This is a genomic window from Halomicrobium zhouii, from assembly GCF_900114435.1.
Classification (GTDB): domain Archaea; phylum Halobacteriota; class Halobacteria; order Halobacteriales; family Haloarculaceae; genus Halomicrobium; species Halomicrobium zhouii.
The window spans coordinates 405917-423609 of sequence record NZ_FOZK01000003.1; the positions used below are offsets into that span (position 1 = coordinate 405917).

A 17693-nucleotide genomic window follows, 5' to 3' on the forward strand; every position below is an offset into this window, starting at 1 on the left:
GCGTCCCGAAGTCGTCTACGCGGCGAGGGACGCGAACCGGCGATAGCTGGTGTCCACCAGACCATTCCAGCCGTCACCGATTGCGCAACCCGCCACGGTGTCGAGAATCCCGTAGCGGGCCGCGGGCCCTCCGCCGATCGCGTGGCGAATGGCCGTCGGTGACGGAACTGTCATGATCATTTCGTGGAACACCTCGTTACACAGGTCGACAGGTGGCAATATATTAAACCTTTTTCACGAGTGTGAACGTACCACAAGCTTCGGTTCAGCTGCTCGGCTGCGACGGAGATGACCCAGCCTTTTGGCGTTCGTCCACGCAGGTCTGTACATGGACACAGCGACGGGAACGGAGGGAGATCGTGGGTTTCGAACTCCGTGACCACACCGCGGACGTCGCCGTGGCAGCGACGGGCGAGACGCTCGGAGACGTCTTCGCCGCCGTCGCCGACGGCCTGACGGCCGCGATGTGCGAGGACGTCCCCGACGGCGGCGAGCGGTTCGACGTCTCCGTCGATGCCGAGAGCCGGGAGGCACTCCTGTTCGACTTCCTCGACGAACTCATCTACGTTCGCGACGTCGAGAGCGTCCTGCCGACCGACCACGATGCCACGGTGGAGCGCGAGGGTGACCGCTGGCGCGTCGACGCGAGCGCCCGCGGCGTCCCACTTTCCGCCGTCACGGCCCGCGAGGTGAAGGCGGTGACGTACTCCGAGATGGACCTCTCGGAGACGGCCGACGGCTGGGAGGCCTACGTCGTCTTCGACGTGTGAGGGCGCCTTCGACACTGGGCTGAGTGGACCGAGCCACAGCCCGAGTTAATAATCCACCACACGAGGGATGGCAATTTCTGTTGTTAGAGCCCGTTTCGCTAACAGCTTGATTAATAACCCGTGACGGCCTAGTCCCGACAATGACAGATGCGAACGCCGACGCCCCCGGTGACGCCGTCCCACCGGACGATACCGGCGAACCGGCGGGGACGGCCGACGAGGCGGTTTTCGACATGGACGTGCCCGATATGGACTGTGCGTCCTGTGCGGGCAAGGTGACGAGTGCGCTGGAAGGGACCGACGGCGTCCAGCGCGTCGACGCCCGCCCGGCCACCGGCACCGTGAGCGTCGGGTACGACGACGGACGGGCCGACGGCGACGACCTCACGCGAGCCGTCGAGTCCGCCGGCTACGAGGTGACCGGCACGAGCGGTGACGGCGCCGACGAAGACGGTCACGCCCAGGACGCCGACGGGACCCGTAACGTCTGGACGAGCCCGCGGGCGATCAAGACCTGGATCGGTGCGGTGTTGCTCGCCGTCGGAATCGTCTTCGAGCCCGCGCTGGTCGGACTGGTCGACGACCCCGTCGTCGCGACAGTCCTCTCGACGGAGTTCTCGCTCGCCGACGTGCTCTTCCTCGGCGCCGTCGCCACGGCGGGCCAGGAGATTCTCCGGGGAGGGTACTACTCGGCGAAGAACGCCGCGCTCGACATCGACTTCCTGATGAGCGTCGCGATGGTGAGCGCCGTCGCCGCCTCGGTCGTCTCTCCCTCGGCCAACTTCTACTTCGAGGCGGCGACGCTCGCGGTGCTCTTTAGCATCGCGGAACTGCTGGAGCGGTACTCGATGGACCAGGCCCGGTCCTCGCTGCGCGAGCTGATGGACCTCTCGCCGGACGAGGCGACCGTCCGTCGGGAGGGAGAGGAAGTGACGGTTCCCGTCGAGGAGGTCACCGTGGGCGACGCGGTGCTCGTCCAGCCGGGAGAGAAGATTCCCCTCGACGGCGGAGTCCGCGAGGGGGAGAGCGCCGTCAACGAGGCGCCGATCACCGGCGAGAGCGTCCCCGTCGACAAGGCCGACGGCGACGAGGTGTACGCCGGCACGATCAACCAGGCCGGCTTCCTGGAAGTCGAGGTCACCGCCGCGGCGGGCGAGGACACCCTCTCGCGTATCGTCCAGCTGGTCGAGGACGCGCAGGCCAACAAGACGGAACGCGAGCAGTTCGTCGACCGCTTCGCCGGCTACTACACGCCCTTGATGGTCGCGCTCGCGATCCTAGTCGCGACGGTCCCACCGCTAGTTCTGGAGGGCCCCGTAACCGCCGGCGTTGCCGGCTACGCGGTCACCTTCCCGGCGGGGTGGATGCCGTGGTTCGTCAACGGCATCACCCTGCTCGTGCTGGCCTGCCCCTGCGCGTTCGTCATCTCGACGCCGGTGACCGTCGTCTCCGGCATCACCAGCGCCGCCAAGAACGGCGTCCTCATCAAGGGCGGGCGCTACCTCGAATCGATGGGACAGGTCGACGCCGTCGCGATGGACAAGACCGGTACGCTCACGCGGGGCGAACTGGCCGTCACGGACGTCGTCCCCCTGGGTAACCGGTCCGAGGACGACGTCCTCGCGTGCGCACGCGGGCTCGAACAGCGCTCCGAGCACCCCATCGGCGAGGCCATCGTCGCCCACGCGAGCGACGCCGGCGTCGACACCGCCCAGGTCAGCGAGTTCGAGAGCCTCACAGGCAAGGGCGTCCAGGCGACCCTCGGCGGGGAGGCCCACTACGCCGGGAAACCCGGCCTCTTCGACTCACTGGGCTTCGACCTCGAACACGTCCACGTCGTCGAGAGCGACGACGGTATCGAGGACGAGGTCCGGGACCTCTGTGACCGCCAGGGCTGTCTCAACCTCGCCGAGGACACCATCCCGCGCCTCCAGCGCGAGGGGAAGACGGTCGTCCTCGTCGGAACGGAGGACGAACTGGAAGGGGTGGTCGCCGTCGCGGACGACGTCCGTCCCGAGGCGGCCTGGACCGTCGGGCGCCTCCAGGACCTGGGCGTCGAGGTCGTCATGCTCACCGGCGACAACGAGCGGACCGCCCGCGCCATCGGCGACCGCGTGGGCGTCGACGACGTCAGGGCGGCGCTGCTCCCCGAGGAGAAGGTCGAAGCCATCGAGGAACTCGACGCCGAGTACGAGGGCGGCGTCGCGATGGTCGGCGACGGTATCAACGACGCGCCCGCGCTCGCGACGGCGACGGTGGGCGTCGCGATGGGCGCGGCCGGCACCGACACGGCCATCGAGACGGCCGACGTCGCGCTGATGAGCGACGACCTCTCGAAGCTTCCCTACCTCTACGACGTGGCCCACCAGGCCAACGGCGTCATCCGGCAGAACATCTGGGCCAGCCTCGGCCTGAAGGCGATGCTGGCCGTGGGCGTCCCCCTCGGCGTGGTGAACCTGGCCATCGCCGTCCTGCTCGGCGACGCTGGAATGACTGTCGGTGTGACGGGCAACGCGATGCGACTCTCGCGCGTGCGTCCGGAGACGCCCGAGGCGACGGAACCCGGGACGGACGCGGCTGCGTGACCCCACCGTTATCACCCAGCGCCCCTTCGCGGCAGGTATGGAACGGTACGACCAGATCTACCGGCTCTACCGGGACTTCGACACGGAGACCCTGGAGGCCTACCAGGACTTCGTCGACCTGTTTCCCCCGGTCGATTCGCGGGTAGCGCTCGACCACTGGGAGGAGGCGACCGACGAACTGGAGCGGCGCAAGGCGGAGATACGGGACGGGTTCGACGAGGAGGGAGACGTGTTCGCCGAACTCGCGGCCACGCTGAGCCGCGACCAGGCGTTCACGGCCCTGGATCTGGCCACCGAGTACGAGCGGCCGGTCAACGCGCTCGTCCTCGACGTCGACGAGACGCTCCGGACTGCTGGCCGGACGGACAACGAGATTCCACGGGACGTCCTCCACCGCCTCCACCAGTTACACGAGGACGGCGTGCCCATCGTCGTCTGTACGGGCCAGACCCTCGAGAACGTGAAGGGCTTCCTCATCCAGGGGCTGGGGAACGAACTCGTCCACTCCGGCGACCTCAGCATCGTCTACGAGTCGGGCAACGGCGTGTTCACGCCCGGACACGGCCCGGACACGAAGCAACTCCTCTACGAGGACCTCGACGACGAGATCACCGACGTGTTCGCGGCCGTGCGCTCGCGAATCGTCACCGAGGCCCCCGACGAGATCCGCCGGGGCTGCCATCTCCAGGGTAACGAGTTCAACGTGACGCTGAAGCCCAACGCGGAGACGGGGACGCCGGCCGCACAGGAAGTCATCGACCACGCGCTCGTGTACGTCGTCGACCTGCTGGCGGACGCCATCGGCGAACAGGTCGGGTACGACGGCGGGTCGAGTGGAGCGGAGGCGGCCCCCGCGTCGTGGGCGAGAGCGCTCTACAGCAGAGACCCGGAAATCGAGCAGGTCCTGCGGTCGCGAGACGCGCTCCCCGACGTCGACCCGGACGACGTGCCGGCGGACCTGGCCGCGATCCTCGAACGAATCGACGTCGCGTACTACGAGGCCGACGCCGCCGAAATCGTCAGCCTCGAACTCGACAAGGTGGCGGGTGTGGAGGCGGCCTTCGACGTGCTCGGCGTCGACGACCCCTTCGCCCTCGTCATGGGCGACAGCAAGAGCGACCTGCGCGTGATGCGGTGGCTCGAAGAACGAGGGGCAGGACTCGCCGCGGCCCCCAAACACGCCTCCCGGGACGTCCTGGACCACGTCATCAGGACGGACGAGCTACTGTTCGACGAGGGCGACGCCGCCTCCATCCTCGAACTCGCCGCCGGGACGAACCTCTTCGCCGAACTGGACGGGTAAGTGACGGACCGGACACGGACCGACTACGGGCTGACGGTCGACGACTCGGTCCACGAACCGACCGACGAAGCGAGCGAGGGATCGACCGGCAGAATGGGTTCTCGATCCGCCCGGCTGTGACACACCGCCAGGCGAACGTTTCCCGACTGTCGGACGGGCAGTCGACGTACAGCAGTGCCAGCGTCCCGGTCTATATCATGTTCTCCGCTTCGATCGTCTCCCAGACGGCCTCGCCGTGGTCTGTGATACCGTAGACGCGGCCCTTCTTCCGGTCCTCCGATACGAGGAGCTCCGTGAGTTCGTGGTCGCGGAGTTCCTGCAGCGCGCGCGAGACGTGAGCCACGCTCAGGTCCGTGTCTTCGGCGATCCGTGAGGGCGTGGCGGGGCTGTCACTGAGGCGTTTGAGCGTCGCGATCCTGTACCGTGAACTGATGACGTAGCTGACGTCGTCCCATTCTGATGCAACCATAGTTTTGATCTGGGCGCGGTGGCGAGCTGGCCGACCGCCGGGTCGTCGAACGGTCGGGGTGGGCTCGGTCCCTGTCCCTGTCAACCGTTTGGGACGAACTCCGGATAACTATCACGTCAGTTCTAGAAGGACAATCGCAAGTAAGAGTGGGTTTACTGGACTATAGATACGGTTTCTCGGAGTAACAACGGCCATACTCTCACGTCGACCCACCCCCGTTCGGAGGCGGCGACCCCTCACTCCCGCGCTCAACCGGTAATCTACGGGGGGTACTCCGCTGTCACGAGTGGCCTGCTGTCGCCGAGTTACTGAGATGAAGCCGGATTCCTCGATAACGTCGACATAATCCGACTCATATCGCAACGGGAGCGGTTCAGGCGGGTCACCCGGGAGTAACTGGCCGACTGTTCGGTGCGACGACGCAATCGATTGAGTCGACACATCGATAGTCGTCACGCGTGCGCCGGCGGTTCGTCGAAGCCAGGAGTCGCTACGTCGCGCGCGCCACGGCGTCGATGGCCCGGTCGACGTCCCCGTCGTCGACGTCCCAGTGGGTGCAAAAGCGCACGACGTGGTCGTCGAAGGGGACGCCGAGGAGCCCCTCGGACTCGCAATCGTCGAGGAACGCCTCGGCTGGCCGGTCCGTCTCGACGAGGACGACGTTCGTCTCTGGCGGGGTGACAGTGAGTCCGTCGACCTGGTCGATCCCGTCGGCGAGTCGCGCCGCGCGCCGGTGGTCCGCGCCGAGTCGGTGTCGGTTCTCGAGCGCGCGCAGGCCCGGCGCGGCTATCATCCCCGCCTGCCGCATCCCGCCGCCCAGCAGTTTCCGGTTGCGTCGCGCCGCGTCGACGAACGACAACGAACCGGCGAGGATCGATCCCACGGGCGCGCCGAGCCCCTTCGAGAGACAGCACATCACCGAGTCGACGTGGTCGACGAAGGCCGACGCCGCGACGTCGTGGGCCGTCGCCGCGTTGAACAGCCGCGCCCCGTCGAGGTGGACCGGGATCCCCAGGTCGTGGGCGGCCTCGGCGGCCGCAGCGACGTCGTCGGGAGAGTGGGCCGTCCCACCCTTGCTGTTGTGGGTGTTTTCGAGCGAGAGGAGCCCCGTCCCGGGTCGATGGTCGCTCGCCTCGACGCAGCCGTCGCGTACCTGCGCCGGAGTCACGACGCCGCGTTCGCCCCCGTCGAGCGTGCGCGGCTGGAGGGCCGCGTGCTGGGCGAGACCTGCGAGTTCCCACTTGTAGATGTGGCTCTCGCGCTCGCAGAGTAGTTCCTGGCCCCGTTCGGTGTGGGTCCGGGCGGCCACCTGGTTGCCCATCGTCCCCGAAGGGACGAAGAGCGCCGCCTCGGTACCGAGTACCTCGGCGGCCCGCGTCTGCAGCTCGTTGACCGAGGGGTCTTCACCGTAGACGTCGTCGCCCACGCTCGCGTCGCGGGCGGCGTCCCGCATCGCCTCGCTCGGCCGGGTGACTGTGTCGCTCCGCAGGTCGATCATGTCCCCACCGTAGCGGCCGGACACGCAAAACTCCGCGGGTGATAGTGGTGGTTGTAGGCCCGTCCCGGCGTCCGGCCGAACGCCGGTACAACGGTACAACCATCATTACGAGTCCGTCGCCGCGTCGGCGCTCTCGACCGCGCCCCTGAAAATCGCAGCGCGAATGTGTCGGACGGTTGTCTCGTTGGCGATCTGATAGTCGGTAGATTCATAGTACGGTTCCCCCGATTTTGTCGGGACTAGCGAAACCATGGAGATTTCAGACAATCTTGCCTGTCTCTACAGCGCACAGGTGGAACAGCGTGACGGCAGGTACGTCATCGAAGTGCCTGAAACCGAGGTATCGGTCGGCGACGTCGCGCCCGGTGACGTGTATCGCATCGCGTTGCTCGCCACCGACGAGGCGGGAGACGACGAGGGGACTGCCTCGCAGCCCCGGTCCCGGTCTGGGTCACAGGACCAGTCCTCGTCCCGGAACGGGACGCGAGCCGACCAGGGACCGCCGGTCGACGAGGGCGAGCGCCGCACCGTCGACATCGAGGACATCGGCGAGAAGGGCGACGGCATCGCCCGCGTCGAACGCGGCTACGTCGTCATCGTCCCAGACACGGAACAGGGCGAACGCGTCACCATCGAGATCACCGACGTGAAGGAGAACCTCGGGTTCGCGGAAGTCGTCGAACGCAAGGCGTACTACGAGTAAGGACGGTCGAGTACCGCGGACCGAAATCCGGGACGGATCGGGCCTGCCGTTGCGTCGCAACGTCCGGAGCATTCCCGGGTGAGGAATCGCCAGAAAGGGGAGCGCTGGGCCCCTCGTCGGACGACGGGACCGCTACGGGTCGCCGTTGTAGATGCCCGGTTCCTCCTCACCCTCGACCTGTATCACGCCCAGCATGCCCTTGCGGACGACCCGGGTGAGCGCGTGGTCGACGAGCTTGATCGGCCCCGGAACTGGCGTGTCTATCTCCGCGGCGGCGACGGTCCCGGGGGCGACCGGTGCCGTCTCGACGAACCGGTCGGGCTCGGAGACCAGGTCGCCGTCGCGGTAGAACGTCTCCCAGACGTTCCCGATGCCGTGCCAGGAGCTGATGTGGTTCGGACCGCCGTTGGAGTGGAAGATGCGGACGCGGTCCCCTTTCTCGACCGTGACCGGTCCGTAACCGTCCCCGGTGAACGCGTACGCCTCGCCGTTGAGGCAGACGTAGGTGGAATCCTGAGACTTCGCCGCGTCGATGTCGAACTCGTGGTGGCCCTCCTCGCCGGGCGCGCCGTTCGTGTAGAGTTCGTGCTGGCCGAAGAACAGCTCGTGGTCCACCTCCGGGAGCCCCTCCTCTGGTTCGACCAGGATGGCGCCGAACATCCCCGCGCTGATGTGGTGGTCCATGTTCGGGACCGCACAGTGGTAGATGAAGACGCCCGGGTAGGTGGCCTGGTACTGGATCTCGGCGCTCTCCCCCGGCGCGATGGTCGTGTCGCTCGCACCGCCGCCCGGCCCGTAGACGGCGTGGAAGTCGATGTTGTGGGGTAGCTGGCTGTCCTCGGGATTGTTCAGCCGGAAGGTGACGGTGTCGCCGCGGCGCACCCGGACCATCGGCCCCGGAACCCGGCCGTCGAAGGTCATGTAGTCGAACGTGACGCCGGGCTCTATCTCCGCGGTCACCTCTTCGGTCGTCATCTCGACCTCGTGGTGGCGCGGCTCGTCCCAGTCGACCGGGTCCGGGATGTCTCGCGGGTCCGCCGCTATCCGGTCGACGTCGACGTCTTTCGCCGGGTCGAGTCCGTCCTCCGTCGCCGTGTCGGTCTCGCCCTGATTCGTGCTGGCAGCAGCCTCTTCCTCCCCGTCGCCGGAACAGCCAGCGACGAACGCCGCCCCGCCCACACTGATCGTCGAGAGGAACGCGCGTCGGTCCGTGAATGGCATTTCTTTCATGGTGCTACAGGTCGAGAGAACGGAGGAGACCCCATTCAAACGCGGAGGACGTCCCAGATTCGTGAGAATTGTTCCCGAGATTCGAGACGCCCGACGCAGATGTTCGACCGGTCGTTTATGTCGCTACGGCGGCATCCCGCAGTATTACGGGCCTTATACGGTCGTTCGAGGAGTTTCGATTTCGCGTTACGTGCGCACCCGTTAGTGACGGGCATCCGGGCGGGAACGCGGGGCCCGACCGTTCCTGAGTCTGAGAGGACGCAGTTTAGCCCTCTTAAACGGCCGAGTGAACATCTTCACCCACGTTCTCAGCGGCTGAGATGCGGGTGCGCGAGTGAAGGGGGCGAGGGCGCCAGTTCAGGGCGATGGTGACGATGACGGAGTACAGCTGTCGACGGAACTGCACCGTAGTAACGGAGGGGAATCGTCCGTGACCGACGAGGGGCCAGTCTCGTTCGACGAGGACGAGGAAGCCCGGATGGAACGGGCCCTGGCGGAGGCCGGGTACGACACCGAACTCGGCGTGGAGATGGCGAAAGACGCCCAGCGCGTCGCGGCCGGTGAGCTGGGCGAGGCGGCCTTCTTCGAGCGGTACCACGAGGAGGTCCTCGACGAGTTCGGCCGGGACGCCCGCGAACTGCCGGAACTCCGCGACGACGTCGACGGCGAAGTCGTCGCCGACGCCGACGACCCCGACGGGATCCGCGAGAGCCTGGCGGCCATCGCCGACGACGAGGGCGTCTCCCGTCGAGAGGTGATGAAGAAGGGCGGCGCGGCAGCGATGGCCCTGAGCGTCTTCGCCGGGGGCGGCGGCGCGGCGGCTGGCGAAGACCAGGGGGAATCCTACGACGGGACGCGCTACGGGATGGTCATCAACCTCAACAACTGCGACGGCTGTCTCGCCTGCGTGAAAGCCTGCGAGCAGGAACACGGCACCTCGCGGGGCGCAAACTGGATGTACGTCTTCACGTACGAGGACGAGGACCAGGACGGCGAGAACTTCCTCGTCAGGCCCTGCCAGCACTGCACCGACTCGCCGTGTACGAAGGTCTGTCCCATCGGCGCGCGCCACACCCGCGAGCAGGACGGCCTCGTGCTGACCGACTACGACATCTGCATCGGCTGCCGGTACTGCGAGGTGTCCTGTCCATACGGAGTCAACTACTTCCAGTGGGGCGACCCCGACGTCCCCGAGTCGGAGATCGACGACGACCACCAGATCGACGAGCGCGGCCGCTGGGTCGGCGCGCGCCCGCCGAAGGGCGTGATGGGCAAGTGTACGTTCTGCGTCGACCGGCAGGACGGCCAGATGGGCGAGGAGAAGGTCGGGACCACGGCCTGCGAGGAGGCCTGTGCGATGGACGCCATCCACTTCGGCGACCTGAACGACGAGGAGAGCGCGCCGAACCAGCACCTGGCAGCCTACGAGGAGGCTCACCAGAACGACCACTCCGAGTGGGAGAACCGCACGGACGACCTGGTTTCGACGTTCAAGCTGATGGAGGAACGGGGGACCAACCCGAACGTCACGTACATCGGCAACGAACCCTCCCAGGACGCTCGCCAGGTCGAGGGCCCGGTCGCCTACGAGGACATGGGCCTCGTCGACGACCGAAAGCAGGAAGTGCTGGACAGCGGCGCCATGGCGACGGACGGAGGTGAGGAGGCGTGAGCACCGACGTCTCCGGTGTCAGTCGCGAGGTGCTCGTCCGACCGATCCAGTCCCGGTCGAAGGGGTACCTCCTCGCGCTGGCGGCGTCGCTGGCCGCCATCGGCGTCTGGGTGTTCTTCTACACCCAGCAGCTCGAACACGGGATGATAGTCACTAACCTCGCCGACTGGGGTTCCGGCGGTGGCGTCCCGTGGGGCCTCTACATCGGGGCGTTCATCTGGTGGGTCGGCATCGCACACGGCGGGATCATCCTGTCGGCGGCGGTCCGGCTCATCGGCCTCGACACCTACCAGCCGGTCGCGCGGATGGCGGAACTGCTGACCATCGCCGCGCTGACCTGCGCGGGGCTGTTCATCCTCATCCACGTCGGCCGGCCGGACCGGCTGGTCACGAGCGTCCTGCCAGCGTGGCCGACGCGCGTCCAGTGGTCGCCGCTGATGTGGGACGTCACCGTCATCACCGCCTACTTCGTGCTGACGGGGACGTACCTCATGCTGACCATCAGGTACGACGTCCACCGCCTCAGGGACCAGCTCCCGGACGTCCTGGAACCTGTCTACCAGGCCCTGATGATCGGGTACACGGAGAAGGAGGACGCGGTCGTCGAGCGGATGGTGTGGTGGGTCGCCTTCGCCATCATCATCATGGCGCCGCTGTTGCTCCACGGGGGCGTCATCCCGTGGCTGTTCGCGCTGTTGCCGTCGATGGCCGGCTGGCACGGCGGCGTCCAGGGCCCATCCTTCCTCTCCATCGCGCTCACCTCTGCGGTCAGCGGCATCATCATCATCGCCGCTGCCTTCCGGTGGGCCTACGACTGGGAGGAACTCATCCCCGACGCCGTGTTCCGGGGCCTGGCGAAGTGGCTTGGCTTCTTCAGCCTGCTCTTCCTCTGGCTGCAGCTCCAGCAGGTCGTGACCGGCATCTTCGCCGCGCCGACCACGCTCCAGCACGCGACGGAGGTGAAGCTCTCGACGCCGCTGTACTGGGTCGCCATCGGGCTCGTCGGCCTGACGCTGGCCTACGTGTTCGCCTCGGCGCTGAAGCCGTCGCTGTTCAGCATCCGCGCGATGGTGATGGCCTCCTTCGCGGTGCTTGTCGGCACGCTCGTCGAGAAGACGCTGTTCGTCGTCGAGGGGCTCCAGCACGCCCACTTCGCGCTGTACGACGGCGTGCCGGGCGCCTACGTCCCCTCGCCGGTCGAACTCTCCGCGGTGCTCGGCACCGCCGGCATCGCGGTGCTATTCTTCCTGGTCGTCTCGAAGGTGATCCCGGTGGTCGAACTGCACGCCATCGAGGCGGACCACGAGGAGGTGAACCAGTGATGGTCCCGCTCGCCTCGTCGGTGCCGCACACGCTCCCGTTCGTCGGCCCGGGAACGTACCTCATCTTCGGCATCGTCCTCGCACCGGTGTACCTCATGTTGGTGGCGTGGTTCCTTGGCGAACCGAGCGACCGGCAGTCGGCGCTGCTCGGCGTCGGCTACGTCGCCGGGCTGACGACGGCCATCTGGGGCGGCCTGTTCGTGGTGACGATGATCATCGATTTCGCGTTCTTCTGACCCGACGGCACCGCCCGCCGACCCCGTCGGCGAAACACCCCCCGACCGCTGCTCCCGACCCCGAAATCTACACGACCCCATGACCCAACCAGAACTCGAATCCGAACTGACCGACCGACTCGCGACCGTCCAGGACCCGGCGAACGACGACGACGACGTCGTCTCGATGGGCCTCGTGAACGACGTCACCGTCCGCGACGGCACCGCGGAGGTGTCGCTGGCGTTCAACGCGCCCTACGCGCCCGAGGAGATAGAGATAGGCAACGCAATTCGTGAAGAGATCGAGGACGCCGGCCTCGAACCCGACCTTCGCGCGAACGTCGGCGAGGAACACGGCTACGACGAGGACGTCCTGCCGGGCGTCCGCAACGTCGTCGCCGTCGCCTCCGGGAAAGGCGGCGTCGGGAAGACCACCGTCGCGGCGAACCTCGCGGCCGGGCTCAAGGACCTTGGCGCTCGCGTCGGCATCCTCGACGCGGACGTGCACGGCCCGAACGTCCCCCGGATCTTGCCCACCGAGAACGAACCGGGCATCACGCCCGACGAGGAGATCGTCCCGCCCCGCTCGGACGGGGTCATGGTGATGAGCACCCACCACATGATGCCCGACGACGAGGACGAACCCGCGGTCATGCGCGGGCCGATGGTGAACAACGTGATGATGAAGTTCGTCAACGAGGTCCAGTGGGGCCGACTCGACTACCTCGTCGTCGACCTCCCGCCGGGGACCGGCGACGCCTCCCTGAACCTGTTGCAGACGCTGCCCGTCGCCGGCGTCGTCATCGTCACGACACCCCAGGAGATGGCGGTCGCGGACGCCCGCAAGGGGCTCCGACTGTTCGCGGACCACGACGCCCCCGTCCTCGGCGTCGTCGAGAACATGAGCACCTTCCGGTGTCCCGGCTGCGGCGACGACCACTCGGTGTTCGGCGAGGGCGGCGGCGACGAGATACGCGAGGACTACGACGTCCCGGTCCTGTCGCGCCTGCCCATCCACCCCGACTTCGACAGCCAGGGCGGGGACGGCCCGACGGTCCGCGACGACGACAGCGTCGTCCAGGAAGACCTGTTCGACATGGTCGACAGCGTCGCCGACCGCATCGGCGAGGAGAATCGACGAAAAGTCGCGGAGCACGTCGACGCAGCGAGGGCAGACGCGGGCGACGACGTCCCCGCGGCGGCCGAGTCTCGCTGAATCGTCGGCCCACCGTCGGCCGGTCGCGTTGTGCTCGACGGCCGGCCGCGCTCACGCTTCGTCGCGAAGCGCTTCTGCGACCGCCTGCAGTTCGCCTTTCCTGAACGCGTTCTCCGTCGCCGCTGGATCGTCGTCGTCCAGTTCACCGACCTTCCAGAGGATGCCCGCCCGCATCTGTGGCTTCGACGGGAGCCGGTTCGTGTCGACGTCGTAGCCCACGGCCTCGCAGATCGCGGCCAGCGCCTCCTTCGTGAACGCCGTGGAGTACTCTCGCTCGTACCGCCCGACCGAGACGCGGATCTCGTTCCGGAGGGCGTCGACAGTTGGTGACATTGACAGCAGTGTGAACCGGCCGCGTTGTGTACGTTCCGGTCACCGGTAGCATTCGCGACTGGGCGAGTCCGCGACCGGGCGAACGTCTCCGTCCGGAGAAAAAGCGGCGAGGGCCGTCAGTCGTCGCCCAGCACGCCTTCCGCCACCGCCACGTCGTCGACGCCGGGGTCCTCCTCGGACGCCCGGAGGACGAACCGCTTTCTCACGAGGTCGGCCGAGTAGATGGCCGTCCCCAGGATGATGAGCGTGTCACCGGGGAGCCGTGCCCAGAACAGGTCCTGGACGATCGGCTGGTTGTAGAACGCCAGGCTCCGGCCCGCGGCGTAGCTCTCCGTGAAAATCGCCTCCAGCTGGAGGAAGCCGACCGGGAGGACGGAGCCGAACACCATCAGCGCCAGGCCGACGTTCCAGCACCAGAACGCAGCCCGGAGCCACGACCCGTCCCATCGGTCCGGTTCGATTGACAGCTGGAGCATGTAGGTCACCATCCCCAGCGCGAGGAAGCCGAACGCGCCGAACATCGCGGCGTGGGCGTGGCCGACGGTGAGGTAGGTGCCGTGCTCGTAGTAGTTTATCAGCGGGAGGTTGATGAAGAAGCCGAGCACGCCGGCGCCCACGAAGTTCCACACGCCGCTGGCGACGATGAACATGAACGGGAGTTTGTACGGGAAGTCCTCCGTCTCGGACATCGCCGTGTACTGGCCCAGCGCCTCGTAGAGGATGAACACCAGCGGGATCAGTTCCAGCGTCGAGAAGACGCTCCCGATGGGCACCCACATGTCCGGCATCCCGACCCACCAGTAGTGGTGGGAGACGCCGATGACGCCCGTGCTCATCACCAGCAGCGCCTGGAGCATGACCGCCTTCTCCGCGCTCCGGCGTTTCAGCAGGTTCATCGACACCAGCGTCAGGCCGACGATGGCGACGATGAAGAACTCGAAGGCCCCCTCGACCCACATGTGGACGACCCACCAGCGCCAGAACTCCGTGACGGCGATGTTCGTCTCGGGCGTGAAGAAGAAGCCGGCGGTGAATAGCAGCGCGATAGAGCCGCCGGCGTACAGGATCATGTGCGCGAGGCCGTACACCGGCTCGCGGTCCAGCAGCGGCTTCAGCCCCCGGATCGAGAGGACCGCCCAGAGGCCGAACCCGGCGAGCAGGCCGAACTGCCAGAGCTTGCCGACTTCGAGGTACTCCAGCCCCTCGTTGCCGACGAGCCACCAGAGGTCGCCGAAGTAGCCGTTGGACCCGAGCCAGATGCCGCCCAGACCACCGACGGTGACGACGACGATGGCCACGAGCAACCCGTCGATGTACGTCGACTGGCGCTTCGGTTCGTGCCCGGTCAGCAGCGGCGGGAGGAACAGGCCCGCCCCCAGCCACGTCGCGGCGATCCAGAGGATCCCCAGGTCGATGTGCCAGGTCTTCGCCATCGCGAAGGGAAGGATCTGCAGGATGTGGACGCCGAATATCTCCTCGACGCCGAAGAAGCCCGCCCGCTCGATGTAGAAGTGCGCCAGGAGTCCCCCCAGTAACACCTGTGCGAGGAACAGTCCCGCCGCGACCGGGACGAACCGCAACGCGGAGCGCTGGCTCGGGAAGACGCTCACGTCGCCGGGTTCGGGCACCGAGAGCCCCTCCGCGGACGGCTCCGGCAGTTCGACGGCCCGGTAGAGCCAGATGCCGAAGCCCGCCCCCGCGACGAGCAACACCATCGCGACGACGCTCCAGGTCATCGCCGCCCCGGTGGCGTCGTTGCCCGCACCGGGCGCGTACGGCCACTCGTTCGTGTACGAGTGGTCACCGTCGGGTCGGTCGGTGTGGGAGAACCACGCCGTCCACATGGCGAAGTCGGCGAACTCCTCGGCCGCCGTCTCGGAGTCGATCATCCCCTCGGGGACGCCGCGCTCGTGGCTCCCCTCGTGGTAGCGCTCGACGTACTCCTCGCGCACCTGCTGGTGGGCGTACAGTTCGGCCGCCGAGTACTCGATGTCACCACCCTCGTACTGGTCGTCGAGGTCCTGCTTCACGACGTCGTCCACCGCCGCCCGTTCCTCTGACGCCAGGCTCTCGTACTCGCCGCCGTAGCGCTCCTCGGCGTAGTACGAGCGCATGTACCGGGTCTTCAACTCCAGGGCGTCGGCCGTGTAGTCGGCCCCGTAGTACGCGCCGTTGCCCAGGATCGACCCGTGGTTCATCAGCCCGTTCTTCTGGAACGCCTTCTTCCCGTCCCTGATCTGTTCGTCGGTGACCACCGTCTCGCCGTCGGGCCCGACCACCTGTTCGGGTATCGGCGGCGCTTCCTGGTAGGCGAACCACGCACCAGCGCCCATGACGACGAGGTTGAACACGAACGCGACGGCTATCACCTTCGCGATAGTTTTGCGTCGTAACTCCATCGGACGTCCATTCTACACCCTGACAAAAGAAACGGGGGACCGTTCTCAGTCACCGGGTCCATGACCGAACGTGTTCGCCAATCGACTCAGTTTCACCGTGTCACGGCGCGTGCTCGGCCAGCCGTCCCTCGCGAGCCCGCCGGTGGACCGACGGCATACTTTTATGGGCGTTCTGTGCGTCTCTCGACACGTGAAATCACGAATCCTCTTCCTCGTCAACCGCGCGAAGTACGCAGCCATCGGCGCCGCCGTCGGCGCCGCCATCGGCGGCCTGTTCAGTCGAAACGCCGCGAGCACCGGCGGCGCCGTCGGCGGCCTGGCCGGCGCCGTCGTGGCCGAGACGCGAGCCAGCGCCGGGAACGCCATCTCGGACGTGAAAGAGAAGGTGCGGGCCGAGCAATAGCGCTCTCCAGCGCGATAGCTGCTAAGCGTTCTGACACTGCGTCCCACAAAGGGGCGCTCTGCTCGTACGTCCACCGGGATAACCATACCAACACCGAGCCTTCGCTCTCTCCGTTCACGAACTCGTCGCAGAATGCTCCGTCAGGGATTCGAACCACGCGAAGACGGTCCGCTCACTCCGTTCGCGGCTGCGACTTCTCTACTTCAAATCCCTTCCGTGCGCGCTTCGCTCACTCGTAGAACTCGTTCGCTGTAGTGCTCCGTCAGGGATTCGAACCCTGGTCCTTGCCGTGAGAGGGCAAGATGATTGGCCGGACTACACCAACGGAGCGTACTCATTTGTACCCCAGAGTAAGGTATAACGGTTGCGCTTTAGCGGCTCCCTGGGTGTGGTTCTCACTCCTCGTCGTCGAACGGCGATCCGGCGGCTTCGGGTTCGTGACCCGAGAGGCTGATGATGTTCTCGCGGCCGACGCGAAGTTTGCTGATGTCACCTTCGTCCTCCATCTCCGAGAGGAGCATGCTGACCTTGGACTTGGACCACTCTGTCTCGTCGACGATGTTGACCTGTTTCATCCGACCGCCGTTGTCCTCCAGTAGTTTGAGGACGCGGTCGTTGTCGGAGAGGAGTTCCTCGTCCGGGATCGCGGCCGGCTCGGTGTCGGTCGTCGCAGGTTCGCCAGCGGCGCCGGCGGCCCCGGCCGCGTCGTCGGACGGTCCGTCGTCGCCAGAGAACGCACCGGACTGCCACACCGCGGCGCCGGCCAGCCCGATGACGACGACGAGCGCGCCGACGAGGACGAGCATATCGCCGCTGTTCGCGTTGCCGGGATCCGTCGACGAATCGGTCGTCTCGCCAGCGGAGTCACCGTTTCCGCCACCGAGCGCGGACTCGTCGACGAGTTCCACGCGTGGGCGCCTGTCGGTGAACTGCTTCTCACCGACCCAGGTGACGGTGTCGCTCGATTCCAGCGTGTCGCCCGACTGCGAGTATGATTCTGGGTCTGCGCTTCTGAAGGCGAGCGACGGCCCCGTCTCGAACACGAGCCGCTGGTTCTGTCCGATGTAGAGTCCGCCCTCGAACACGTCGCCGGCCCGGACGGTGTCACCGTCGGTCACGCCGAAGTTCGACCACGTGAACGACATCGTCACGACGCCCCGCTCGTCCGACAGCGTCGTCTCGTCGACCGACGCACTCCGGGAGAACGACGCGGCGTTCATCTCCCGACCGGTGACATCCGAGCCCGCCGTCGTCAGTTTCGTCGACCGGTTGACGAAGTCGCGGTACATTCCGGACTCGTTCGCCTCGAACTCCGCGGCGAAGGCCTCGAACTGCTCGCGCTCGGACTCGTTTTCCAGCGGGCGAGAGTACTCGAACGTCCACTGCGCGCTCCCGTTTTCGTACATCTGGATGTTGAACACCGTCTGGGAGAACCCTTCCGGTGCCCCGAGGCGCGTGGGGCCCGCGTCCGACGCACCGAGTGCAGGAGCCACAGCGACGCTGGCAAACAGGAGAACGGCGAGACCGACGGCGACCGAGCGAGTCATCTAGGGTATATCAGCCGAGGATGGAATA

General features: G+C 66.9%; 15 protein-coding genes and 1 tRNA gene. 9 read left to right on the forward strand and 7 right to left on the reverse strand.

The genetic code is table 11. The features are described 5' to 3' along the window. The first annotated feature begins 359 nt into the window (after positions 1-359). From BM337_RS15805 to BM337_RS15815, 3 genes are all read left to right on the forward strand, one after another. Positions 360-770, forward strand: coding sequence for an archease (locus tag BM337_RS15805; RefSeq protein ID WP_089817664.1), 411 nt, complete (start codon positions 360-362; stop codon positions 768-770). 140 nt (positions 771-910) lie between these two features. Then, positions 911-3355, forward strand: coding sequence for a heavy metal translocating P-type ATPase (locus tag BM337_RS15810; RefSeq protein WP_089817666.1), 2445 nt, complete (start codon positions 911-913; stop codon positions 3353-3355). A gap of 37 nt (positions 3356-3392) precedes the next feature. Further along, positions 3393-4658, forward strand: coding sequence for an HAD family hydrolase (locus tag BM337_RS15815; RefSeq protein WP_089817668.1), 1266 nt, complete (start codon positions 3393-3395; stop codon positions 4656-4658). 190 nt (positions 4659-4848) lie between these two features. On the opposite strand, the gene BM337_RS15820 is transcribed toward BM337_RS15815, so the two are convergent. Further along, entirely contained in the window at positions 4849-5127 is a 279-nt protein-coding gene (locus tag BM337_RS15820; protein WP_089817670.1) for a winged helix-turn-helix domain-containing protein, read from the reverse strand. A gap of 490 nt (positions 5128-5617) precedes the next feature. Further along, positions 5618-6625, reverse strand: coding sequence for a threonine aldolase family protein (locus tag BM337_RS15825; protein WP_089817672.1), 1008 nt, complete (start codon positions 6623-6625; stop codon positions 5618-5620). A 250-nt stretch (positions 6626-6875) separates the two neighbouring features. On the opposite strand from BM337_RS15825, the gene BM337_RS15830 reads away from it, so the two are divergent. Then, positions 6876-7328, forward strand: coding sequence for a TRAM domain-containing protein (locus BM337_RS15830; protein WP_089817673.1), 453 nt, complete (start codon positions 6876-6878; stop codon positions 7326-7328). Between the two features lie 132 nt (positions 7329-7460). On the opposite strand, the gene nirK is transcribed toward BM337_RS15830, so the two are convergent. After that, on the reverse strand, positions 7461-8549 hold the full coding sequence (nirK, locus tag BM337_RS15835) for a copper-containing nitrite reductase (protein WP_089817675.1): 1089 nt from the start codon (positions 8547-8549) through the stop codon (positions 7461-7463). A gap of 439 nt (positions 8550-8988) precedes the next feature. On the opposite strand from nirK, the gene BM337_RS15840 reads away from it, so the two are divergent. The 4 genes from BM337_RS15840 (at position 8989) to BM337_RS15855 (ending at position 12983) form a co-directional block, all read left to right on the forward strand. Then, positions 8989-10230, forward strand: coding sequence for a 4Fe-4S ferredoxin N-terminal domain-containing protein (locus BM337_RS15840; protein WP_218155578.1), 1242 nt, complete (start codon positions 8989-8991; stop codon positions 10228-10230). Next, complete coding sequence (nrfD, locus tag BM337_RS15845) at positions 10227-11552, forward strand: NrfD/PsrC family molybdoenzyme membrane anchor subunit (protein ID WP_089817677.1); 1326 nt, start codon at positions 10227-10229, stop codon at positions 11550-11552. Before BM337_RS15840 ends, nrfD begins: the two co-directional genes overlap by 4 nt. Beyond that, positions 11552-11788, forward strand: a complete 237-nt coding sequence (locus BM337_RS15850; protein ID WP_089817679.1) for a hypothetical protein — start codon at positions 11552-11554, stop codon at positions 11786-11788. The genes nrfD and BM337_RS15850 overlap by 1 nt, the downstream gene beginning before the upstream one ends. 79 nt (positions 11789-11867) lie before the next feature. Next, positions 11868-12983 (forward strand): Mrp/NBP35 family ATP-binding protein, encoded by a 1116-nt coding sequence (locus tag BM337_RS15855; protein WP_089817681.1) that lies wholly within the window; start codon positions 11868-11870, stop codon positions 12981-12983. A 51-nt stretch (positions 12984-13034) separates the two neighbouring features. Here the strand turns inward: BM337_RS15855 and BM337_RS15860 are convergent, their stop codons facing one another. After that, the gene (locus tag BM337_RS15860) at positions 13035-13316 is read right to left on the reverse strand and encodes a hypothetical protein (RefSeq protein ID WP_089817683.1); all 282 of its coding nucleotides are present in this window, start codon (positions 13314-13316) and stop codon (positions 13035-13037) included. A 116-nt stretch (positions 13317-13432) separates the two neighbouring features. Then, the gene (locus BM337_RS15865; RefSeq protein WP_089817685.1) at positions 13433-15715 is read right to left on the reverse strand and encodes a nitric-oxide reductase large subunit; all 2283 of its coding nucleotides are present in this window, start codon (positions 15713-15715) and stop codon (positions 13433-13435) included. A gap of 190 nt (positions 15716-15905) precedes the next feature. Between BM337_RS15865 and BM337_RS15870 the strand changes: the two genes are divergently transcribed. Continuing rightward, positions 15906-16118, forward strand: a complete 213-nt coding sequence (locus tag BM337_RS15870) for a glycine zipper 2TM domain-containing protein (protein ID WP_089817687.1) — start codon at positions 15906-15908, stop codon at positions 16116-16118. Positions 16119-16373: 255 nt separating this feature from the next. On the opposite strand, the gene BM337_RS15875 is transcribed toward BM337_RS15870, so the two are convergent. Next, a tRNA-Glu gene (locus BM337_RS15875) sits at positions 16374-16448 on the reverse strand. A 65-nt stretch (positions 16449-16513) separates the two neighbouring features. Beyond that, positions 16514-17665 carry a helix-turn-helix transcriptional regulator gene (locus BM337_RS15880; protein ID WP_089817689.1) on the reverse strand — a complete coding sequence of 384 codons (1152 nt, stop codon included), beginning with the start codon at positions 17663-17665 and terminating at the stop codon, positions 16514-16516. Positions 17666-17693: the final 28 nt, after the last annotated feature.

Bases quoted from the DNA above. Each gene is read 5' to 3' on its own strand.
- BM337_RS15810 (WP_089817666.1), top strand. From the start codon at position 911: ATGACAGATGCGAACGCCGACGCCCCCGGTGACGCCGTCCCACCGGAC.
- BM337_RS15815 (WP_089817668.1), top strand. From the start codon at position 3,393: ATGGAACGGTACGACCAGATCTACCGGCTCTACCGGGACTTCGACACG.
- BM337_RS15820 (WP_089817670.1), bottom strand. From the start codon at position 5,127: ATGGTTGCATCAGAATGGGACGACGTCAGCTACGTCATCAGTTCACGG.
- BM337_RS15825 (WP_089817672.1), bottom strand. From the start codon at position 6,625: ATGATCGACCTGCGGAGCGACACAGTCACCCGGCCGAGCGAGGCGATG.
- BM337_RS15830 (WP_089817673.1), top strand. From the start codon at position 6,876: ATGGAGATTTCAGACAATCTTGCCTGTCTCTACAGCGCACAGGTGGAA.
- nirK (WP_089817675.1), bottom strand. From the start codon at position 8,549: ATGCCATTCACGGACCGACGCGCGTTCCTCTCGACGATCAGTGTGGGC.
- BM337_RS15850 (WP_089817679.1), top strand. From the start codon at position 11,552: ATGGTCCCGCTCGCCTCGTCGGTGCCGCACACGCTCCCGTTCGTCGGC.
- BM337_RS15855 (WP_089817681.1), top strand. From the start codon at position 11,868: ATGACCCAACCAGAACTCGAATCCGAACTGACCGACCGACTCGCGACC.
- BM337_RS15860 (WP_089817683.1), bottom strand. From the start codon at position 13,316: ATGTCACCAACTGTCGACGCCCTCCGGAACGAGATCCGCGTCTCGGTC.
- BM337_RS15865 (WP_089817685.1), bottom strand. From the start codon at position 15,715: ATGGAGTTACGACGCAAAACTATCGCGAAGGTGATAGCCGTCGCGTTC.
- BM337_RS15880 (WP_089817689.1), bottom strand. From the start codon at position 17,665: ATGACTCGCTCGGTCGCCGTCGGTCTCGCCGTTCTCCTGTTTGCCAGC.